General features: G+C 67.5%; 16 protein-coding genes and 1 pseudogene. 9 read left to right on the top strand and 8 right to left on the bottom strand.

Annotated elements, in window-relative coordinates; all coding sequences use genetic code 11:
- Nucleotides 1–20: 20 nt before the first annotated feature.
- Entirely contained in the window at nucleotides 21–224 is a 204-nt protein-coding gene (locus RSPPHO_RS12275) for a hypothetical protein (RefSeq protein WP_157879215.1), read from the top strand.
- 51 nt (nucleotides 225–275) lie between these two features.
- Here the strand turns inward: RSPPHO_RS12275 and RSPPHO_RS21120 are convergent, their stop codons facing one another.
- From RSPPHO_RS21120 to RSPPHO_RS19065, 3 genes and pseudogenes are all read right to left on the bottom strand, one after another.
- A complete protein-coding gene (locus RSPPHO_RS21120; protein ID WP_014415554.1) occupies nucleotides 276–779 on the bottom strand; it encodes a peroxiredoxin in 504 nt (167 codons plus the stop codon).
- A complete protein-coding gene (locus RSPPHO_RS12265; protein ID WP_014415553.1) occupies nucleotides 776–3,787 on the bottom strand; it encodes a bifunctional [glutamine synthetase] adenylyltransferase/[glutamine synthetase]-adenylyl-L-tyrosine phosphorylase in 3,012 nt (1,003 codons plus the stop codon). Before RSPPHO_RS12265 ends, RSPPHO_RS21120 begins: the two co-directional genes overlap by 4 nt.
- A gap of 495 nt (nucleotides 3,788–4,282) precedes the next feature.
- Nucleotides 4,283–4,798 (bottom strand): annotated as a pseudogene (locus RSPPHO_RS19065) (tRNA (adenosine(37)-N6)-dimethylallyltransferase); the annotation flags it as partial.
- A 74-nt stretch (nucleotides 4,799–4,872) separates the two neighbouring features.
- Between RSPPHO_RS19065 and RSPPHO_RS12255 the strand changes: the two are divergent.
- Nucleotides 4,873–5,664, top strand: coding sequence for an enoyl-CoA hydratase/isomerase family protein (locus RSPPHO_RS12255; RefSeq protein WP_014415552.1), 792 nt, complete (start codon nucleotides 4,873–4,875; stop codon nucleotides 5,662–5,664).
- Between the two features lie 132 nt (nucleotides 5,665–5,796).
- A complete protein-coding gene (locus RSPPHO_RS12250) occupies nucleotides 5,797–6,591 on the top strand; it encodes an MBL fold metallo-hydrolase (protein ID WP_014415551.1) in 795 nt (264 codons plus the stop codon).
- Between the two features lie 76 nt (nucleotides 6,592–6,667).
- On the opposite strand, the gene RSPPHO_RS20070 is transcribed toward RSPPHO_RS12250, so the two are convergent.
- Together RSPPHO_RS20070 and RSPPHO_RS12245 are read right to left on the bottom strand one after the other, a co-directional pair.
- Nucleotides 6,668–6,811, bottom strand: coding sequence for a hypothetical protein (locus RSPPHO_RS20070; RefSeq protein WP_014415550.1), 144 nt, complete (start codon nucleotides 6,809–6,811; stop codon nucleotides 6,668–6,670).
- Between the two features lie 79 nt (nucleotides 6,812–6,890).
- Entirely contained in the window at nucleotides 6,891–7,118 is a 228-nt protein-coding gene (locus RSPPHO_RS12245) for a hypothetical protein (RefSeq protein ID WP_157879214.1), read from the bottom strand.
- Between the two features lie 222 nt (nucleotides 7,119–7,340).
- On the opposite strand from RSPPHO_RS12245, the gene RSPPHO_RS12240 reads away from it, so the two are divergent.
- The 3 genes from RSPPHO_RS12240 (at nucleotide 7,341) to RSPPHO_RS12230 (ending at nucleotide 8,686) form a co-directional block, all read left to right on the top strand.
- Nucleotides 7,341–7,718 carry a hypothetical protein gene (locus RSPPHO_RS12240; RefSeq protein ID WP_041795362.1) on the top strand — a complete coding sequence of 126 codons (378 nt, stop codon included), beginning with the start codon at nucleotides 7,341–7,343 and terminating at the stop codon, nucleotides 7,716–7,718.
- 285 nt (nucleotides 7,719–8,003) lie between these two features.
- The gene (locus tag RSPPHO_RS12235; protein WP_041795356.1) at nucleotides 8,004–8,237 is read left to right on the top strand and encodes a hypothetical protein; all 234 of its coding nucleotides are present in this window, start codon (nucleotides 8,004–8,006) and stop codon (nucleotides 8,235–8,237) included.
- 59 nt (nucleotides 8,238–8,296) lie between these two features.
- Nucleotides 8,297–8,686: a hypothetical protein gene (locus RSPPHO_RS12230; protein ID WP_157879213.1), complete on the top strand. Its 390-nt coding sequence runs from the start codon at nucleotides 8,297–8,299 to the stop codon at nucleotides 8,684–8,686.
- A gap of 47 nt (nucleotides 8,687–8,733) precedes the next feature.
- Here the strand turns inward: RSPPHO_RS12230 and RSPPHO_RS17965 are convergent, their stop codons facing one another.
- A complete protein-coding gene (locus tag RSPPHO_RS17965) occupies nucleotides 8,734–8,967 on the bottom strand; it encodes a hypothetical protein (protein WP_051013863.1) in 234 nt (77 codons plus the stop codon).
- Between the two features lie 26 nt (nucleotides 8,968–8,993).
- Here RSPPHO_RS17965 and RSPPHO_RS21755 point away from each other — a divergent pair, with 26 nt between their 5' ends.
- The 3 genes from RSPPHO_RS21755 (at nucleotide 8,994) to RSPPHO_RS12220 (ending at nucleotide 10,975) form a co-directional block, all read left to right on the top strand.
- On the top strand, nucleotides 8,994–9,506 hold the full coding sequence (locus RSPPHO_RS21755) for a hypothetical protein (RefSeq protein ID WP_014415546.1): 513 nt from the start codon (nucleotides 8,994–8,996) through the stop codon (nucleotides 9,504–9,506).
- Nucleotides 9,490–10,452, top strand: coding sequence for a leucyl aminopeptidase family protein (locus tag RSPPHO_RS12225; RefSeq protein ID WP_014415545.1), 963 nt, complete (start codon nucleotides 9,490–9,492; stop codon nucleotides 10,450–10,452). The genes RSPPHO_RS21755 and RSPPHO_RS12225 overlap by 17 nt, the downstream gene beginning before the upstream one ends.
- Nucleotides 10,453–10,600: 148 nt before the next feature.
- Nucleotides 10,601–10,975, top strand: a complete 375-nt coding sequence (locus RSPPHO_RS12220) for a MarR family transcriptional regulator (protein ID WP_014415544.1) — start codon at nucleotides 10,601–10,603, stop codon at nucleotides 10,973–10,975.
- Nucleotides 10,976–11,198: 223 nt separating this feature from the next.
- Here RSPPHO_RS12220 and RSPPHO_RS20065 read toward each other — a convergent pair whose 3' ends face one another.
- Both RSPPHO_RS20065 and rfaE1 read right to left on the bottom strand, forming a co-directional pair.
- Nucleotides 11,199–11,561, bottom strand: coding sequence for a hypothetical protein (locus RSPPHO_RS20065; protein WP_051013862.1), 363 nt, complete (start codon nucleotides 11,559–11,561; stop codon nucleotides 11,199–11,201).
- The gene (rfaE1, locus tag RSPPHO_RS12210) at nucleotides 11,561–13,018 is read right to left on the bottom strand and encodes a D-glycero-beta-D-manno-heptose-7-phosphate kinase (protein ID WP_051013861.1); all 1,458 of its coding nucleotides are present in this window, start codon (nucleotides 13,016–13,018) and stop codon (nucleotides 11,561–11,563) included. Before rfaE1 ends, RSPPHO_RS20065 begins: the two co-directional genes overlap by 1 nt.
- Between the last annotated feature and the right edge of the window lie 21 nt (nucleotides 13,019–13,039).

Below are 13,039 nucleotides of genomic sequence, written 5' to 3'. Positions count from 1 at the left end.
AGATCAAGGAGAATCCGGCCATGGCGTACACCATTGACGATATCGCGCGGGATATGGCGTATGGCCTGCTGCGGGGGCAGTTGAGCGCGGATCAGCGCCGTCCCGTCCTCCAGCGGCTGCCGCCCGAGGAACGCATGGCCGGCATGACTCCCGACGAGCGGTTGCGCGGCCTGAAGCCGTGGGAAATCCGCTATCTGCGCGACAAGCTCAACGCCACCCGCTGACCGGATTGGAGGGGGCTGGGCAGGCTCGGCCTCCCCAGCCTTTTCTTTTGCCTAGGTCAAAGCCCGCGCTGCCGCCAAAACCTTCTCGACGTGGCCATCGACCTTGACCTTGCGCCAGATGCCGCGCAAGACGCCCTCGCGGTCGATCAGGAACGTGGCACGCTCGATGCCCAGCGAAATTTTTCCATACAGCATCTTGTACACCCGCACGCCGTAGCGGTCGCACACCACGCTTTCGCCATCGCTGGCCAGCGGGAAGGTGAGCCCCTGCTTGGTGGTGAAAGCGTCGTGGCTCTTGAGCGAGTCGCGCGACACCCCAATCACCTGGGCGCCCAGGGCCTCGAACTCGGGCAGGGCGTCGCGGAAGGCGATGGCCTCGCGGGTGCAGCCCGGGGTGCTGTCCTTGGGGTAGAAATACAGAACAACGATCTTGCCCGTGAGGTCGGCCAAGCTCACCGTGCCGCCACCGCTGGCGGGCAAGGTGAAGTCAGGGGCCGGGTCGCCCACGGAGAGAACCACGGGGGCAGGGGCTGCGGGCTGGGCGCCATCGGTCATGTCGGTTCCTCGTCGGTGGCGACGGACGGGGCGCTCATGCGTGCGGCCCGTCCGACAATCTCGTCGAACAGTACGCGCACCTGGGTGCTGTCGGATCTCAGGTCGGCGGCAAGATCCTCGATTCTTTCGACCCCCGTCGCCCGCGCCAGCTTGGCTTTCAGGCCCGGGGTCAGGTCGGCGTCTTGCGGTGGGTGGGCGATGGAGTGGCGCAGCGCCGCCTGGATCGCCAGATTGCGCCGGTGCACCCGCTGCAAGAACGTCGCGGTATCGGCGTCGAGCAGGCCGGCCCGGGCCAGCCGCCCCAGGGCTTCCACGGTTTCGGCGGCCAGCACCTGGGGATGGTCCGGGGCGTGGCGCAGTTGCAGGTATTGGGCGATGAAATCCACGTCGATCAGGCCGCCCGGGGCCAGCTTGACATCCCAGACGCTGGCCGGGGGCTTGTCGCGGTCCATGCGTGCGCGCATGTCGGCCACGTCGCGGGCCAGGGTTTGGGGATCGCGTGTCCGGGTCAGGGTCTCGGTGATCACCCCTTCGATAGCCCGGCGCAAGGCGGGACTGCCGGCAACCACCCGGGCCCGGGTCAGGGCCTGATGCTCCCAGGTCCAGGCGGCCTCGGCCTGATAGCGGCGAAACGCTTCCAAGCTGGTGGCCAGCGGTCCCTTGTTGCCCGAGGGCCGCAGGCGCATGTCCACCTCATAGAGGGCGCCCTCGCCGGTGAGCGCGGTCAGGGCGTTGACGAAACGCTGGGTCAGGCGGGTGTAGTAGGCCGAGACGGCCAAGGAGCGCTCGCCCGTCGAGGCTTCGACCTCTGGCGGGGTGTCGTAGATCAAGATGAGGTCAAGGTCGCTGGTCGCCGTCATCTCCCGGCTGCCCAGCTTGCCCAGGGCCAGGACGGCAAGGGCGCCGCCTGGGAGGGTGCCGTGGGTCTGGGCGAACTCGGCCTCCACCCGGGGCAGCAGCCGCGACAGGGCCGTGTCGGCCACGTCGGCCAGGGCATACCCGGCCTGTTCGGCGTCCAACTCGCCTTGCAGGGTTTTAAGGCCGATGAGGAAGCGGGTATCGTTGGCCCAGCGCCGCACGATGTTGAGGGTGTCCTCAAAGATCAAGGCGTCGGCCAGGGTCCGGTCGAGGCGCTCGCCCAGCAAAGCCGGCCCCGGAACGCCGTCGTGCGGCGCCAGCACGGTATCGAGCAAGGAGGGATTGCGCGCCAGTTGCTCGGACAGGCGGGGCGCGTCGCCCAGGACCTCGGCCACCAGATCAAGCAAGTTTCGGTTGTGCTCAAACAGGGCAAAAATCTGCATGCCCGAGGGGAGCTTGCGCAAAAACTCGTCGAAGCGCATCACCGCCGTGTCGGGCTGGGCGGTCTCGGCCAGGGCGCGCAGCAAGTCGGGGATCAGTTCGGTCAGCAACTCGCGCGCCCGCACCGAGCGGGTGGCCCGCACCCGCCCATGATGCCAGCCTCGCACGGTGGTCGAGACGGCCTCGGGATTGGCAAATCCCAGGGCGCGCAAGGTGGTCAGGGTGTTGGGGTCATCCTCGCCGCCGGTGAAGACCAGATTGCCCTCGTCGCCCGACAGGGTCGGGGCGTGCTCGAACAAGGCGGCGTAGTGGCTTTCCACCAAGGTCAACTGGGCCAGGACATGGGCGCTCAGAGCCTCGACATCGGCCAACCCCAAGAACACCGCCAGACGACGCAGTTTTTCTGGATCGTGCGGCAGGGTTTGGGTCTGCTCGTCGTCGATCATCTGCAAGCGGTGTTCTAAGGTGCGCAAGGCGCGATAGGCCCGGGTCAGTTCTTCAACTACCGAGGGCTCGATCAGGCGGGCTTGGCACAGATCGCGCAATGCCTGACAGGTGGCGGGGGTGCGTAGGTCGGGGTTGCGCCCGCCCCAGATGAGTTGTTGCGTCTGGGCAAAAAACTCGATCTCGCGAATGCCGCCCCGGCCCAGTTTGATGTTGTGGCCGGCCACCCCGATCACCGCGCCGCCCTTGGCGGCGTGGATCTGGCGCTTCATCGAGTGGATGTCCTGGATGGCGTTGAAATCCAGGAACTTGCGCCAGACAAACGGCCGCAGGTGGCGTAAGAAGGCCAGTCCAGCCTCCTGGTCGCCGGCCACGGGCCGCGCCTTGATCATGGCGGCGCGTTCCCAGTTCTGGCCCAAGGTTTCGTAATAGCTTTCGGCGGCCTCGGTCGAGAGGGCTACCGCTGTCGAACCAGGGTCGGGGCGTAGGCGCAAGTCGGTACGAAACACATAGCCGTCGCCCGTGCGTTCCTCCATCACCCGCACCAGATCGCGGGTGAGGGCGACCATGCACTCGGAGAGCGAGCGCCGGCCGCGATAGGTGATCTTGTCGGCTTCGTAAAGAACGATCAGGTCGATGTCGGACGAATAGTTAAGCTCCCGTCCCCCCAGCTTGCCCATGGCGAGCACAAAAAAGCCGCACCCGCGTTCCGGGTGCTCGGGGTGGGGCAGCACGATCTCGCCGCGCTCGTGTCGAGCGCGCAGCAGGTGAGCAATCGCGTGATGCAAGCAGTCCTCGGCCAGACGCGACAAGGCCGTTGTGACTTGGTCCACCTCCCAGCGCCCCGCCAGATCGGCGAGCGCGATGGTCAGGGCCGCTTGGCGCTTGAGCCGGCGCAGACAGCGCATGAGCACGGCCCCATCGCGGGTCTCGCCACAGTCGCGGGCCTCGGCCAACAGGTGCTCGAAAACGTCGTCGGGGCCACGGGCAGCCAAACGCGCCAGGAAGTCCGGCTCCTTGAGCACCGACGCCGAGAGATAAGGGCTGCCGCCGAAGACCGCCTCCAGCAAGGCCCGACCTTGGGGGGCACGAGCAAAGGCCTCGACAAACGCCGCGCGATCGGTGTCGGGCGCCTCGGTGGCCAGGGCGGCCCAGCGCTCCAGGCCCACGCGGACTCGATCCGGCTCGGCCCCCTTGGGGAAAGTGTCCCGGGGGCCGGGAAACAGGAAGTCTTGCATTTTCACCCCGCCCATTTTGACGCACACTGGGCCATTGTCCCCGGGTCCGTCAAGGGAAGGGCCCCCGGACCCAGGGGAGGTTTGGCGTGGTGCGTGGTGGCGTGACGGGTATCTTGCGCGTGGGTGGCGCGCTGTGCCTTGGTGGTCTCCTGGCTCTCGCCCTGCTCTTGTGGCGTCTTCAGCAAGGCCCTCTGCCCTTGGGACTGATCACCCCGGTGATCGAACAGGCCCTCAACCGTGCCGTGGCCGGGACCGGCCTCTCCTTGCGCCTGGGGGGGACCGTTTTGGCCTGGGCCGGCTGGGACGATCCCTTGGACCTGCGCGGCCTGGAGGTCGAGGTGTGGGGGCCAAGCCAGCGTCTGGTGGCCCGGCTGCCCGAGATCGCCGTCACCTTTCCCGCCCTGCCGTTGCTCCAGGGCCGTCTGGAAGTGGGCGCCGTCGAGATGCGTCGCCCCAGCTTCCACTTGGTGCGCGCCGCCGATGGATCCCTGGGGTTGGAAGCCCCAAGCCCGCCTGTGACCGACGCCCCGAGCCCGGCGCAGGCCGATGCGCTCCCGGTCTCCCCCTCCGCGCCAACCGCTGGGCATCGGATGGCCGCAGCCGTGTCGCCATTGCCGGATCCCGCGCGCACAAGCGGGCGTGCAGCGCCGCCGGGCCCTCGGCCGCCAGCAAGGCCCGTGCCTCGGCCCGCGCCGCCTCGGGCACCTCGGGCACCGCCGCCAGCCCCTCGCGCGCTGCCTTGAGATAAAGCCCCGTCCCCCCCACCAAGATCGGCAACCGGCCCTGGGTCCGGGTTTCGGCCAGGGCCTCTTGCGCCAGATCCAGCCAGCGCCCCACCGAGCAGGCCTCGCCCCCATCCAAGACGCCGTATAAGCGATGGGGCAAGGCCGCTTCCTCGGCCGGGCTGGGGCGGGCCGACAAAATCCTTAAATCGCGGTACACTTGAAGGCTGTCGGCGTTGATAATGGTGCCGTGACACGCTGCGGCCAAGGCTTGCGCCAGCGCCGACTTGCCCGACGCGGTCGGACCCAGGATCATCAAAAAAGGGGCGTCCACGCGGATCTCCGTCACAATACCAACACCCCCCAAGGGGTGGCCAACGGGAGGGACTCATGTCAACCGGTGAATTTTTGCGTCTGACCCACGAAGGGGCCATCGCTCGCCTGCGCTTCACCCGGCCCGAGACGCTCAATGCCCTTGATCTCGCCGGCGCCCTGGCCCTGCGCGATGCCGCTCGCGCCATCGCCGCCGACAACACCGTGCGCGCCGTCCTCATCGAAGCCGAGGGCCGGGCCTTTCTTGCCGGCGGTGATGTCGCGGCCATGACCGCCGATCCCGAATGGGCCCCCGAGGTCGTGGCCGCCATCATCACCCCGTTTCACGAGGCCCTGCTCACCTTGCGTCGCCAGCCCGCCCCGGTGGTCGCGGCCATCCATGGCGCCGTCGCCGGCGGCGGCTTCAGTCTGGCGCTCGCCTGCGATATCGTCATCGCCGCCGACAACACCCGCCTCGTCTATGCTTATACCAAAATAGGCACCACGGCCGACGGCGGCGCCACGTGGTTCCTGCCCCGGGTGGTCGGCCTGCGCCGCGCCCTCGAGATCGCCTTGTTGAGCGAGCCCCTTGATGCCGCCCAGGCCCTAGCGCTCGGCCTCGTCACCCAGGTCGTGCCCCAGGCCGATCTGAGCGAACGCGCCCTGGTCGTCGCCCAGCGCCTCGCCGAAGGCCCGACCGGCGCCTTCGCCCAAGTCCGCCGCCTCATGGAAACCGCCTTCGACCGTCCCCTCTCCGCCCACCTGGAAGAAGAACAAGCCGCCTTCGTCGCTCAGGCCAGCGGTCCCGACTTCCACGAAGGATGCTGCGCCTTCCTGGAGAAGCGGGCCCCGGTGTTCCTGGGGCGGTGACGTACCGCACGGGTGACGCGGGGCTGCCGCCCCGGACCCCGCCTGGGGCGATGCCCCAGGCCCCCTTTTTTGGGGGTCCGGGGGCGGCAGCCCCGCGTCCCCCACGCGCGCTCCGAAGGAGAGAGAGCAACGATGCGCCGGGTGATTGTTTTCGGGTGTGGGGGGGCCAGTGGCGTTCCTTCGGTGAGCATGGGCTGGGGCGCCTGTGATCCGGCCGAGCCGCGCAACCGACGTCTGCGGCCGTCCATTTTGATTGAGGCGTGGGAGCCCGGACGGGAGCGGCCTTGGCGGCTTTTGGTGGATGCCTCGCCGGATCTGCGCCAACAACTGCTGGCCCACGACATCCGTCACTTGGACGGAGTGGTGATTACCCACGCCCATGCCGACCATGTGCATGGGCTAGACGAGTTGCGGGAAATCAATCGGGCGATGAAGGCCGGGCTTGATGTGTGGGCAACGCCCGAGGTTGTGGATGAACTTGTCCGGCGCTTTGGCTATTGCTTCAGCCCCCCCGCGCCCGAGGCCACCAGCATCTACAAACCCCTTTTGCGTCCCCGTTTCGTGACACCGGGGGAGGCTTTTCACGTAGGGCCTCTCGCCGTTTTGCCCTTTACCCAGGACCACGGCTGGAGCACGACGTTGGGGCTGCGTTTGGGGGATTTTGCGTATTCAACCGACGTCATCACGCTCGATGAGGTGGCTTTCGCAACGCTGGCGGGGATTAAAACCTGGATTGTCGGCTGTTTTGCGCTGACCCCTCACCCCACGCACGCCGATCTACCGACGGTTTTGGGTTGGATTGAGCGGCTGGGCCCCGAGCGGGCGTTTCTCACCCACATGACGCCGGGACTGGATTATCGCACGCTGCAAGGTCTTGTGCCGGCTCATGTGACGCCGGCCCACGACGGGCTGATTCTAACACTGTAGAACCCGGCGCTCCTCCAAGGAGGGAACGCCGGACACCGCACGCAAGAGCGGGGAGGGGAGGAACGGGCCGCCCGGATCAGTCCGGGCGGCGTCGGACCTGACGGCGCCGGCGCACGGGCACCGGAGCCGGGGTCGGGCGCAGACTTGCCGCCAGGGCGCCCAAAAAGACAGCGACCAGGGCAAGATCGACAAGGCTGGATCCGGTCAGGGCAAGGGTCATAGCGATCTCCCGACTGACCGCTCAAAAGCAAGCGGTGGTTATCTCGATGACCCTCATGTAGGGAGACCAAGATCCCGGATCAAGTCTCCGACGACGTGGGTGGGGTTTGAACCGGCGAATACAGCCGTCCATCCAGCAGGGCCGACAGCGCCACGGTGACCGTGCGACGATTGCCTCCCAACTCGATCAGACGCACATGCGGCGGCAGGTCGGGGTATTCGAGCATCTGGTCAACGTGCCAGATGGACGGGGGATTGCCCGGCTTCATGAAACGGTCGCCGGGGTGGACCACGGTTTTCCTTGACATTTTTTCCTCTTGGCCTTTCCGGAGCTGACCAGGGGAACGCCGGGAGAGGGCGGCCGGGTCGCCGGGTCGGAGCAGGGCGATTTGAGAGCACTGGGCGTCCGTTGGCAAGGCCCCAGACAAAAAAACCGTCCGTCTTTCCATCCCCTGTGCCTGCTCGGCTCGACAGACCCGGGAAATATGATATAACGTCATTGATTTTGGTGCTCAATGAGGGAGTTTGTCATGGTTGACGATCCCGCCCGTCTTGGCCGTCTCGAGGCTACCGCCGAAGGGGTGCGCACGGCTCTGGCTGCCCTGGAGCCCCTCGCGCCCACGCTAGCCCGGGTGCAGACCGACCAAGCTCATCACCGCTCGTCACTGGGCCGCGCTTTTGCCCGCCTTGACGATCTTGACCGGCGCCTAGCCCGCTTGGAAAGCGAGACCGCCCAGGCCCAGGCGCGGCTGGAAGACGGTGTGGCCGCGCTTCATGGACGGCTGCGGGTGCAAGCGGCCCTGGTGGCGGGCGCTCTGGCCGGGGGTGGTGCCGTGCTGACCGCTTTGGGCATTGCGCTGCGTGCCGATGGGGGCGCGGTGTTGCGGGCGCTGGGGGTGGCGGGGTGATCCCGGCCGCCCGTGTTCTCCTCTGGGGACGCGTCGCTTCGCCGCCTGCTCGGCGGCGGATTTATTTTTTTGCCTATGGCCGAAGTTATAGGGGGGGGCGCATGGGAGAGCAAGAGGGCTGTAATTGAACCGGAAAATGTAACGCCCGCCCTCTGGCTTTGGTCCACGTGGAAAAGCTGTGTAGAAAAACCTATCCAAAGAGGGGGACGTCCTCGCCAGGAGCTGCCGCCGTTCGGGGCCTGGGGGGGGCTTCCTTGGGTCAGCCCTGGGGAACGGAGAGGAAACATGGCCGTCGAAGTGATCCGCCATCCGATGATCGGTTCCCGGGGCCCCATGGCCTTTGGTGTTTATCTCCAACACCACCAGCCTCTGGCTCTGCCCGAGGATGATCTGCTGGTTGGGGGGCACGCCGCCGGCCCTGACGCAGGGGCCTTCGACCTCACCGATCCCTTTGATTGTTTGATGGGTGAGGAAGAATTTCATTCTAGAACAATCATTCAGTGGTGGCGCGGCGGTTGACGGCGCCCGGCGTTCCCGGCACCTTGGGCCCCCTTGGGATTTTTTGCCGGATGGTCTTCATGTCCCGCTCACGTTTTCGCGCCCTGCAACCACTGCCTGGGGTTGCCCTGGCTGGCTTGGCAGCGGTTCTTGCTACGCGCCTGCGCTATGATTTTATCGAGCCCGAACGTCTGGGGGCGGCCTGCGAAAAGGCCGGCCCGTGGTGGTGCGGGCTGCGCCGCAGCCTGATCATGACAACGGAATGGAAGGGAATCGGGGCGGCCGCCCTGCTACTGGCTGTCCTGGCTGCCTGGGGCTTCCTTCGCCATCGGCGTGACCCGGTGGTCCAGGCCATCGCCGCCCTGATCGTCGGCGGCTTCGGCATCGTCCTTTACAACGCGACCTTCTCGGCGCTGGCCATCGTCATCGCCGCCCTCGTCCTGGCCCAGCACCGCGCCCAGACGACCTGAAGGACCGAGGGTCTGGGGAGGCCGCGCCTCCCCAGCCTTTCTTTTTCTTAGCGGGCCTTCTCCCGCCACGCCGCCCGCAGCGCCGCCACCTCGGCGACGATTGCCCCCCGGCACGCCAGCCCGAAGCCCAGGCAAACGACGGCCCACGCCTGCGATTCGGTGTTGAGCACCGAATCAATGGTCAGGGGACCGCCGACCAGCAGCATCGCCCCCATCCAAGCCTCGGCCACGCGGGTTTGTGGCACGCTGCCCGGCCGGGTGGCGCACACCCGCTCCCACACGGCCCCCCCACCCTCCTCATCCAGAGGTGCACTGCGTTGCTGTCCAGCCTGATCGCCCCCCCGACTCCCCAGCCCTCCCCCTCCACGCCGTCACCGAAGCCACCCTCGGCCGCTGGCGGGACGGCCTGACCCCCCCTCAGCAAACCTGGATCACCACCCAGGGCTTCGAAGCCCGCTGGGGACAAACCGTGACATGGCCCGACGCCGAGGGCCGGCTGGCCGGAGCCGCCGTGGGCCTGGGGGCGCTGGATCCATCGGGCGCGGCCCGGCCCAACACCCCGGGCGACGAGCCCCTGGCCTTCGCCCAGGCCGCCGCCACCCTGCCGGCCGGCATCTACCGCCTGGAGGAACAGGATCTACCGCCCGGCTGGGCTTTCGAGGCCGCCCTGGCCTGGGCCCAGGCCCACTACCGCTTTCGCCTGCCCCGCCCCGTCTCCCCCCCCGACGCCGCGCACCCGCCTCGTCTGGCCCGAAGGCGCCGACCGCCCGGCGCTGGAGAGCCTAATCACCGCCCAAACCCTGGTGCGCGACCTGATTAACACCCCGGCCGAGACCCTGGGCCCCGCCGATCTGGCCGAGGCCGCCCGCAGCCTGGGGGCGTCGTTTGGCGCCGAGGTCCAGGTCATCACCGGCGAGGCGCTCGTGAGCGGCTATCCCCTGATCCACGCCGTGGGCCGGGCCAGCAGCCGGCCGCCGTGTCTCATCGACCTAACCTGGGGCGATCCCGCCCACCCTGCCGTCACCTTGGTGGGCAAGGGGGTGTGCTTCGATAGCGGTGGTCTTGACATCAAGACCTCGGCCGGCATGCGGCTGATGAAAAAGGACATGGGCGGGGCGGCCCACGTGTTGGGGGTGGCGTCCCTGGTCATGGCCCGCGCCCTGCCCTTGCGGCTGCGGGTGCTGATTCCGGCGGTGGACAACATGGTGAGCGGCAATGCCCTGCGCCCCGGCGATGTTATCGTTGCGCGCCGGGGTGTCTCGGTGGAGATCGGCAACACCGATGCCGAGGGCCGGCTGATCCTGGCCGATGCCCTGAGCGAGGCCTGTGCCGGGGCGCCCGGGCTGGTCATCGACTGCGCCACCTTGACCGGCGCCGCCCGCGTTGCGTTGGGACCCGAGGTCCCGGCCCTGTTCACCAACGACGACACCTTGGCCCTCGCCTTGCTGAGTGCCGCCCACACCGAGCGCGATCCCCTGTGGCGTCTGCCGTTGTGGGAGCCTTATCGTGCGCTGCTCGAGAGTCCGCTGGCCGATCTCACCAGTTGTCCCGATGGCCCTTTTGCCGGGGCCATCACGGCGGCGCTCTTCTTGCGGGAATTTGTCAGCCCGACCATCGCCTGGGCTCATCTTGATCTTTATGCGTGGCGTTCTAGCAATCGGCCCGGGAGACCAGAAGGAGCAAGTGTCCAGGGATTGCGAACTCTGACTTGTGTCTTAACCCAATACGCCTACAAAGAACAAGGAAATCGTTTAAATTTGGGGTAAAGGGTTCAGGAAACCGTAGCCAGAGTCAAGAGACACCGGTATATACGGGCCCCTGGGCTGGTGATGGCCGTCACATGGGGCCGTCTCACCAGGGTCCCTTTTTCGTCGTTTCATGTAAGAAACAAGTTATCCAGGTCAGGACGTCCGAATGCCGGTTGAGCTGTCCCCCGTCGAAGCCCTGGATCTCTGGCGCGGATCCATCGTCGAAAGCGTCCGTCGCGACGCCCCCGATCTTTCGGCGCGGCAGATGGCTCTGTTGCTCACGGTCTACCTGACCTCCCCGCCGCACACGGTGCGCGGTCTGGCGAGTTTGCTCAACATCTCCAAGCCGGCGGTGACCCGCGCCGTCGATCGCTTGTCGGATTATGGTTTGGTCAAGCGTAAGACCGATGAAACCGACCGTCGTTCCGTGTTGATCCAGCGCACAGTGCGCGGCAGCGTCTTCTTGCGAGAGTTCGGCGACATTATTGTGTCGGCCGGCCGCGCCATTCAGGGCGACGACAAATCCAGCGCGGACGCTTGATGGGGAATGGAGGGGTTTGGGGAGGCCGCGCCCTCCAAGATTCCCGGGGCCAACCGCAGCCCCCCCCGCCAGAATCAAGCCAAACCAAGACCCACGGGCGGAGGGCCGACATCCAGCAACACCGTGCCGGCCCGCTCCCCCGGTCGTCTTCAAGAAAGGAGGGGTCGTGGACAGGCTTCGCCTCCCCACGCCTTCCTTTTTTTCCTTGCGCCTCTCACAACGCTTACTGACACTCCAGCCGGGCAATGCGCCCCCTAGCGTCCAGAAACACACTAAGCCGGGCCGGGTCGCGCGGATCGCTGAGAATGCTGCCATCGGGAATGATCCGATGCGGCAGCGGCAGGTCCGACACCCGCAAGGTCGGCCCTACCGGCGCCGACGCGGTGCTGCCAATCAACAAGGCGCCAACGCGATCTTGCAAGCCGGTCGCGCCACAGTCGGCGGCAGGGGCGGGGGCAACCGGCGCTGGCGCCGCTTTGGCCGGGGGCGGGGAGGCGCTGGAGGACCACCACGTCATCGGGTTCCAGGAACACCCGGCCAACAGCCCCACAACCAAGGGCCAGGAATAACGCACGGCCTTGTTCATTACGCAGATCCTCCCCGGGTCGGGCGCCCCGTATAGCGAGCCAAGGTTGCGGTGGTGGAGTGACCTTCCTCCAGGGTGGCCAGCAGCACCCGGCCTCCCGCCGCCTTGACCTCGGCCGCGCCCACCACCGTTTCCTCGGTGTAGTCGGCGCCCTTGACCAGGACATCGGGCATCAAACACCGGATCAGGTCAAGCGGCGTGTCCGCGTCGAACAGTACCACCAGATCGACCCCGGCCAGGGACGCGAGCACGGTGGCCCGCGCCATTTCGCTTTGCACCGGCCGCGTTGGTCCCTTGAGACGCTGGACCGAGGCATCGGTGTTGAGCCCGACGATCAGCCGGTCGCAGGCGGCGCGGGCCTGATGCAAAAGCGAAACGTGACCGGGATGGAGCAGATCGAAGCATCCGTTGGTGAACCCCACCCGCAAGCCCTGGCGTCGCCAGCGCCCGACCCTCTCCAGGGCCTCGTCGGCGGCGACGATCCTTGATTCGCTGGCGCTCAGGTCCTGGTGATGGATCGCAGCCAGCAGATCGGCGGCGGGCACGGTCGCCGTGCCAACCCGGCCCACGACAATCCCCGCCGCCAGCGTGGCCAGCCGGCAGGCCTCGGGCAGGGGGGCGCCCACCGCCAGCGCCGAGGCCAGGGTGGCAATCACCGTGTCACCGGCGCCAGACACATCAAAAACTTCCAAGGCCTCGGCCGGCAGATGCACCACCAAGCCCTCGGCGGTGACCAAGGTCATGCCGTCCTGGCTGCGGGTGGCCAGCACCGCGTCCACGGCGCAACTTTCGAGCACCACCTCGCAGGCCGCCACCACCTCGGCGTCACTGCCGGTGGGCAGGCCGGTCGCCTCGGCGAGTTCCTTGCGGTTGGGGGTCAGCAGGCTGGCGCCGCGATAGCGGGTGAAGTCGCGGCCCTTGGGATCGACGATTACCGGCACTCCGGCCGCCCGGCCCAGGGCGATCAGGGTTTGGGTGACGTCGCCGTCGAGCACGCCCTTGCCATAGTCCGACAACACCAAGGCGCCGGCCTGGGCCAGCCGGGCGCGGGCATCGGCCAGCAAACGGGCCGCATCGTCGGGGGCGAGTGGGGCGATGGTTTCTTCGTCGGCGCGGAGCAACTGCTGGCCCCCGGCAATAAACCGGGTTTTGAGGCTGGTCCGGCGCGACGGCTGCACCCCGATAAAACTCTCCACCGCCGGCTCGGCGGCCAGCAGGCGGGTGACGTCGGCCCCGGCCGCATCATCGCCGATCACCGCGAGAAAGGCGCACTGTCCGCCGAGCGCGACGATGTTGCGCACCACGTTGCCGGCACCGCCCAGCATGACGCGCTCCTCGCGCACGCGCAGGACCGGGATGGGGGCTTCCGGGGAGATACGCTCCACCGCGCCGTGGACGAAGCGATCAAGCATGACGTCGCCGGCGCACACCACGCAAAGTGCCGACCGTCCTGCCAGACGTCGTCCCCCACCGTAAGC

Source organism: Pararhodospirillum photometricum DSM 122, assembly GCF_000284415.1.
Lineage (GTDB): Bacteria > Pseudomonadota > Alphaproteobacteria > Rhodospirillales > Rhodospirillaceae > Pararhodospirillum > Pararhodospirillum photometricum.
The sequence above is the reverse complement of the archived record's forward strand: the minus strand, read 5'-3'. Positions and strand labels throughout refer to the sequence as shown.

Bases quoted from the DNA above. Each gene is read 5' to 3' on its own strand.
- RSPPHO_RS12275 (WP_157879215.1), top strand. From the start codon at position 21: ATGGCGTACACCATTGACGATATCGCGCGGGATATGGCGTATGGCCTG.
- RSPPHO_RS21120 (WP_014415554.1), bottom strand. From the start codon at position 779: ATGACCGATGGCGCCCAGCCCGCAGCCCCTGCCCCCGTGGTTCTCTCC.
- RSPPHO_RS12255 (WP_014415552.1), top strand. From the start codon at position 4,873: ATGTCAACCGGTGAATTTTTGCGTCTGACCCACGAAGGGGCCATCGCT.
- RSPPHO_RS12250 (WP_014415551.1), top strand. From the start codon at position 5,797: ATGCGCCGGGTGATTGTTTTCGGGTGTGGGGGGGCCAGTGGCGTTCCT.
- RSPPHO_RS20070 (WP_014415550.1), bottom strand. From the start codon at position 6,811: ATGACCCTTGCCCTGACCGGATCCAGCCTTGTCGATCTTGCCCTGGTC.
- RSPPHO_RS12245 (WP_157879214.1), bottom strand. From the start codon at position 7,118: ATGTCAAGGAAAACCGTGGTCCACCCCGGCGACCGTTTCATGAAGCCG.
- RSPPHO_RS12240 (WP_041795362.1), top strand. From the start codon at position 7,341: ATGGTTGACGATCCCGCCCGTCTTGGCCGTCTCGAGGCTACCGCCGAA.
- RSPPHO_RS12235 (WP_041795356.1), top strand. From the start codon at position 8,004: ATGGCCGTCGAAGTGATCCGCCATCCGATGATCGGTTCCCGGGGCCCC.
- RSPPHO_RS12230 (WP_157879213.1), top strand. From the start codon at position 8,297: ATGTCCCGCTCACGTTTTCGCGCCCTGCAACCACTGCCTGGGGTTGCC.
- RSPPHO_RS12220 (WP_014415544.1), top strand. From the start codon at position 10,601: ATGCCGGTTGAGCTGTCCCCCGTCGAAGCCCTGGATCTCTGGCGCGGA.
- RSPPHO_RS20065 (WP_051013862.1), bottom strand. From the start codon at position 11,561: ATGAACAAGGCCGTGCGTTATTCCTGGCCCTTGGTTGTGGGGCTGTTG.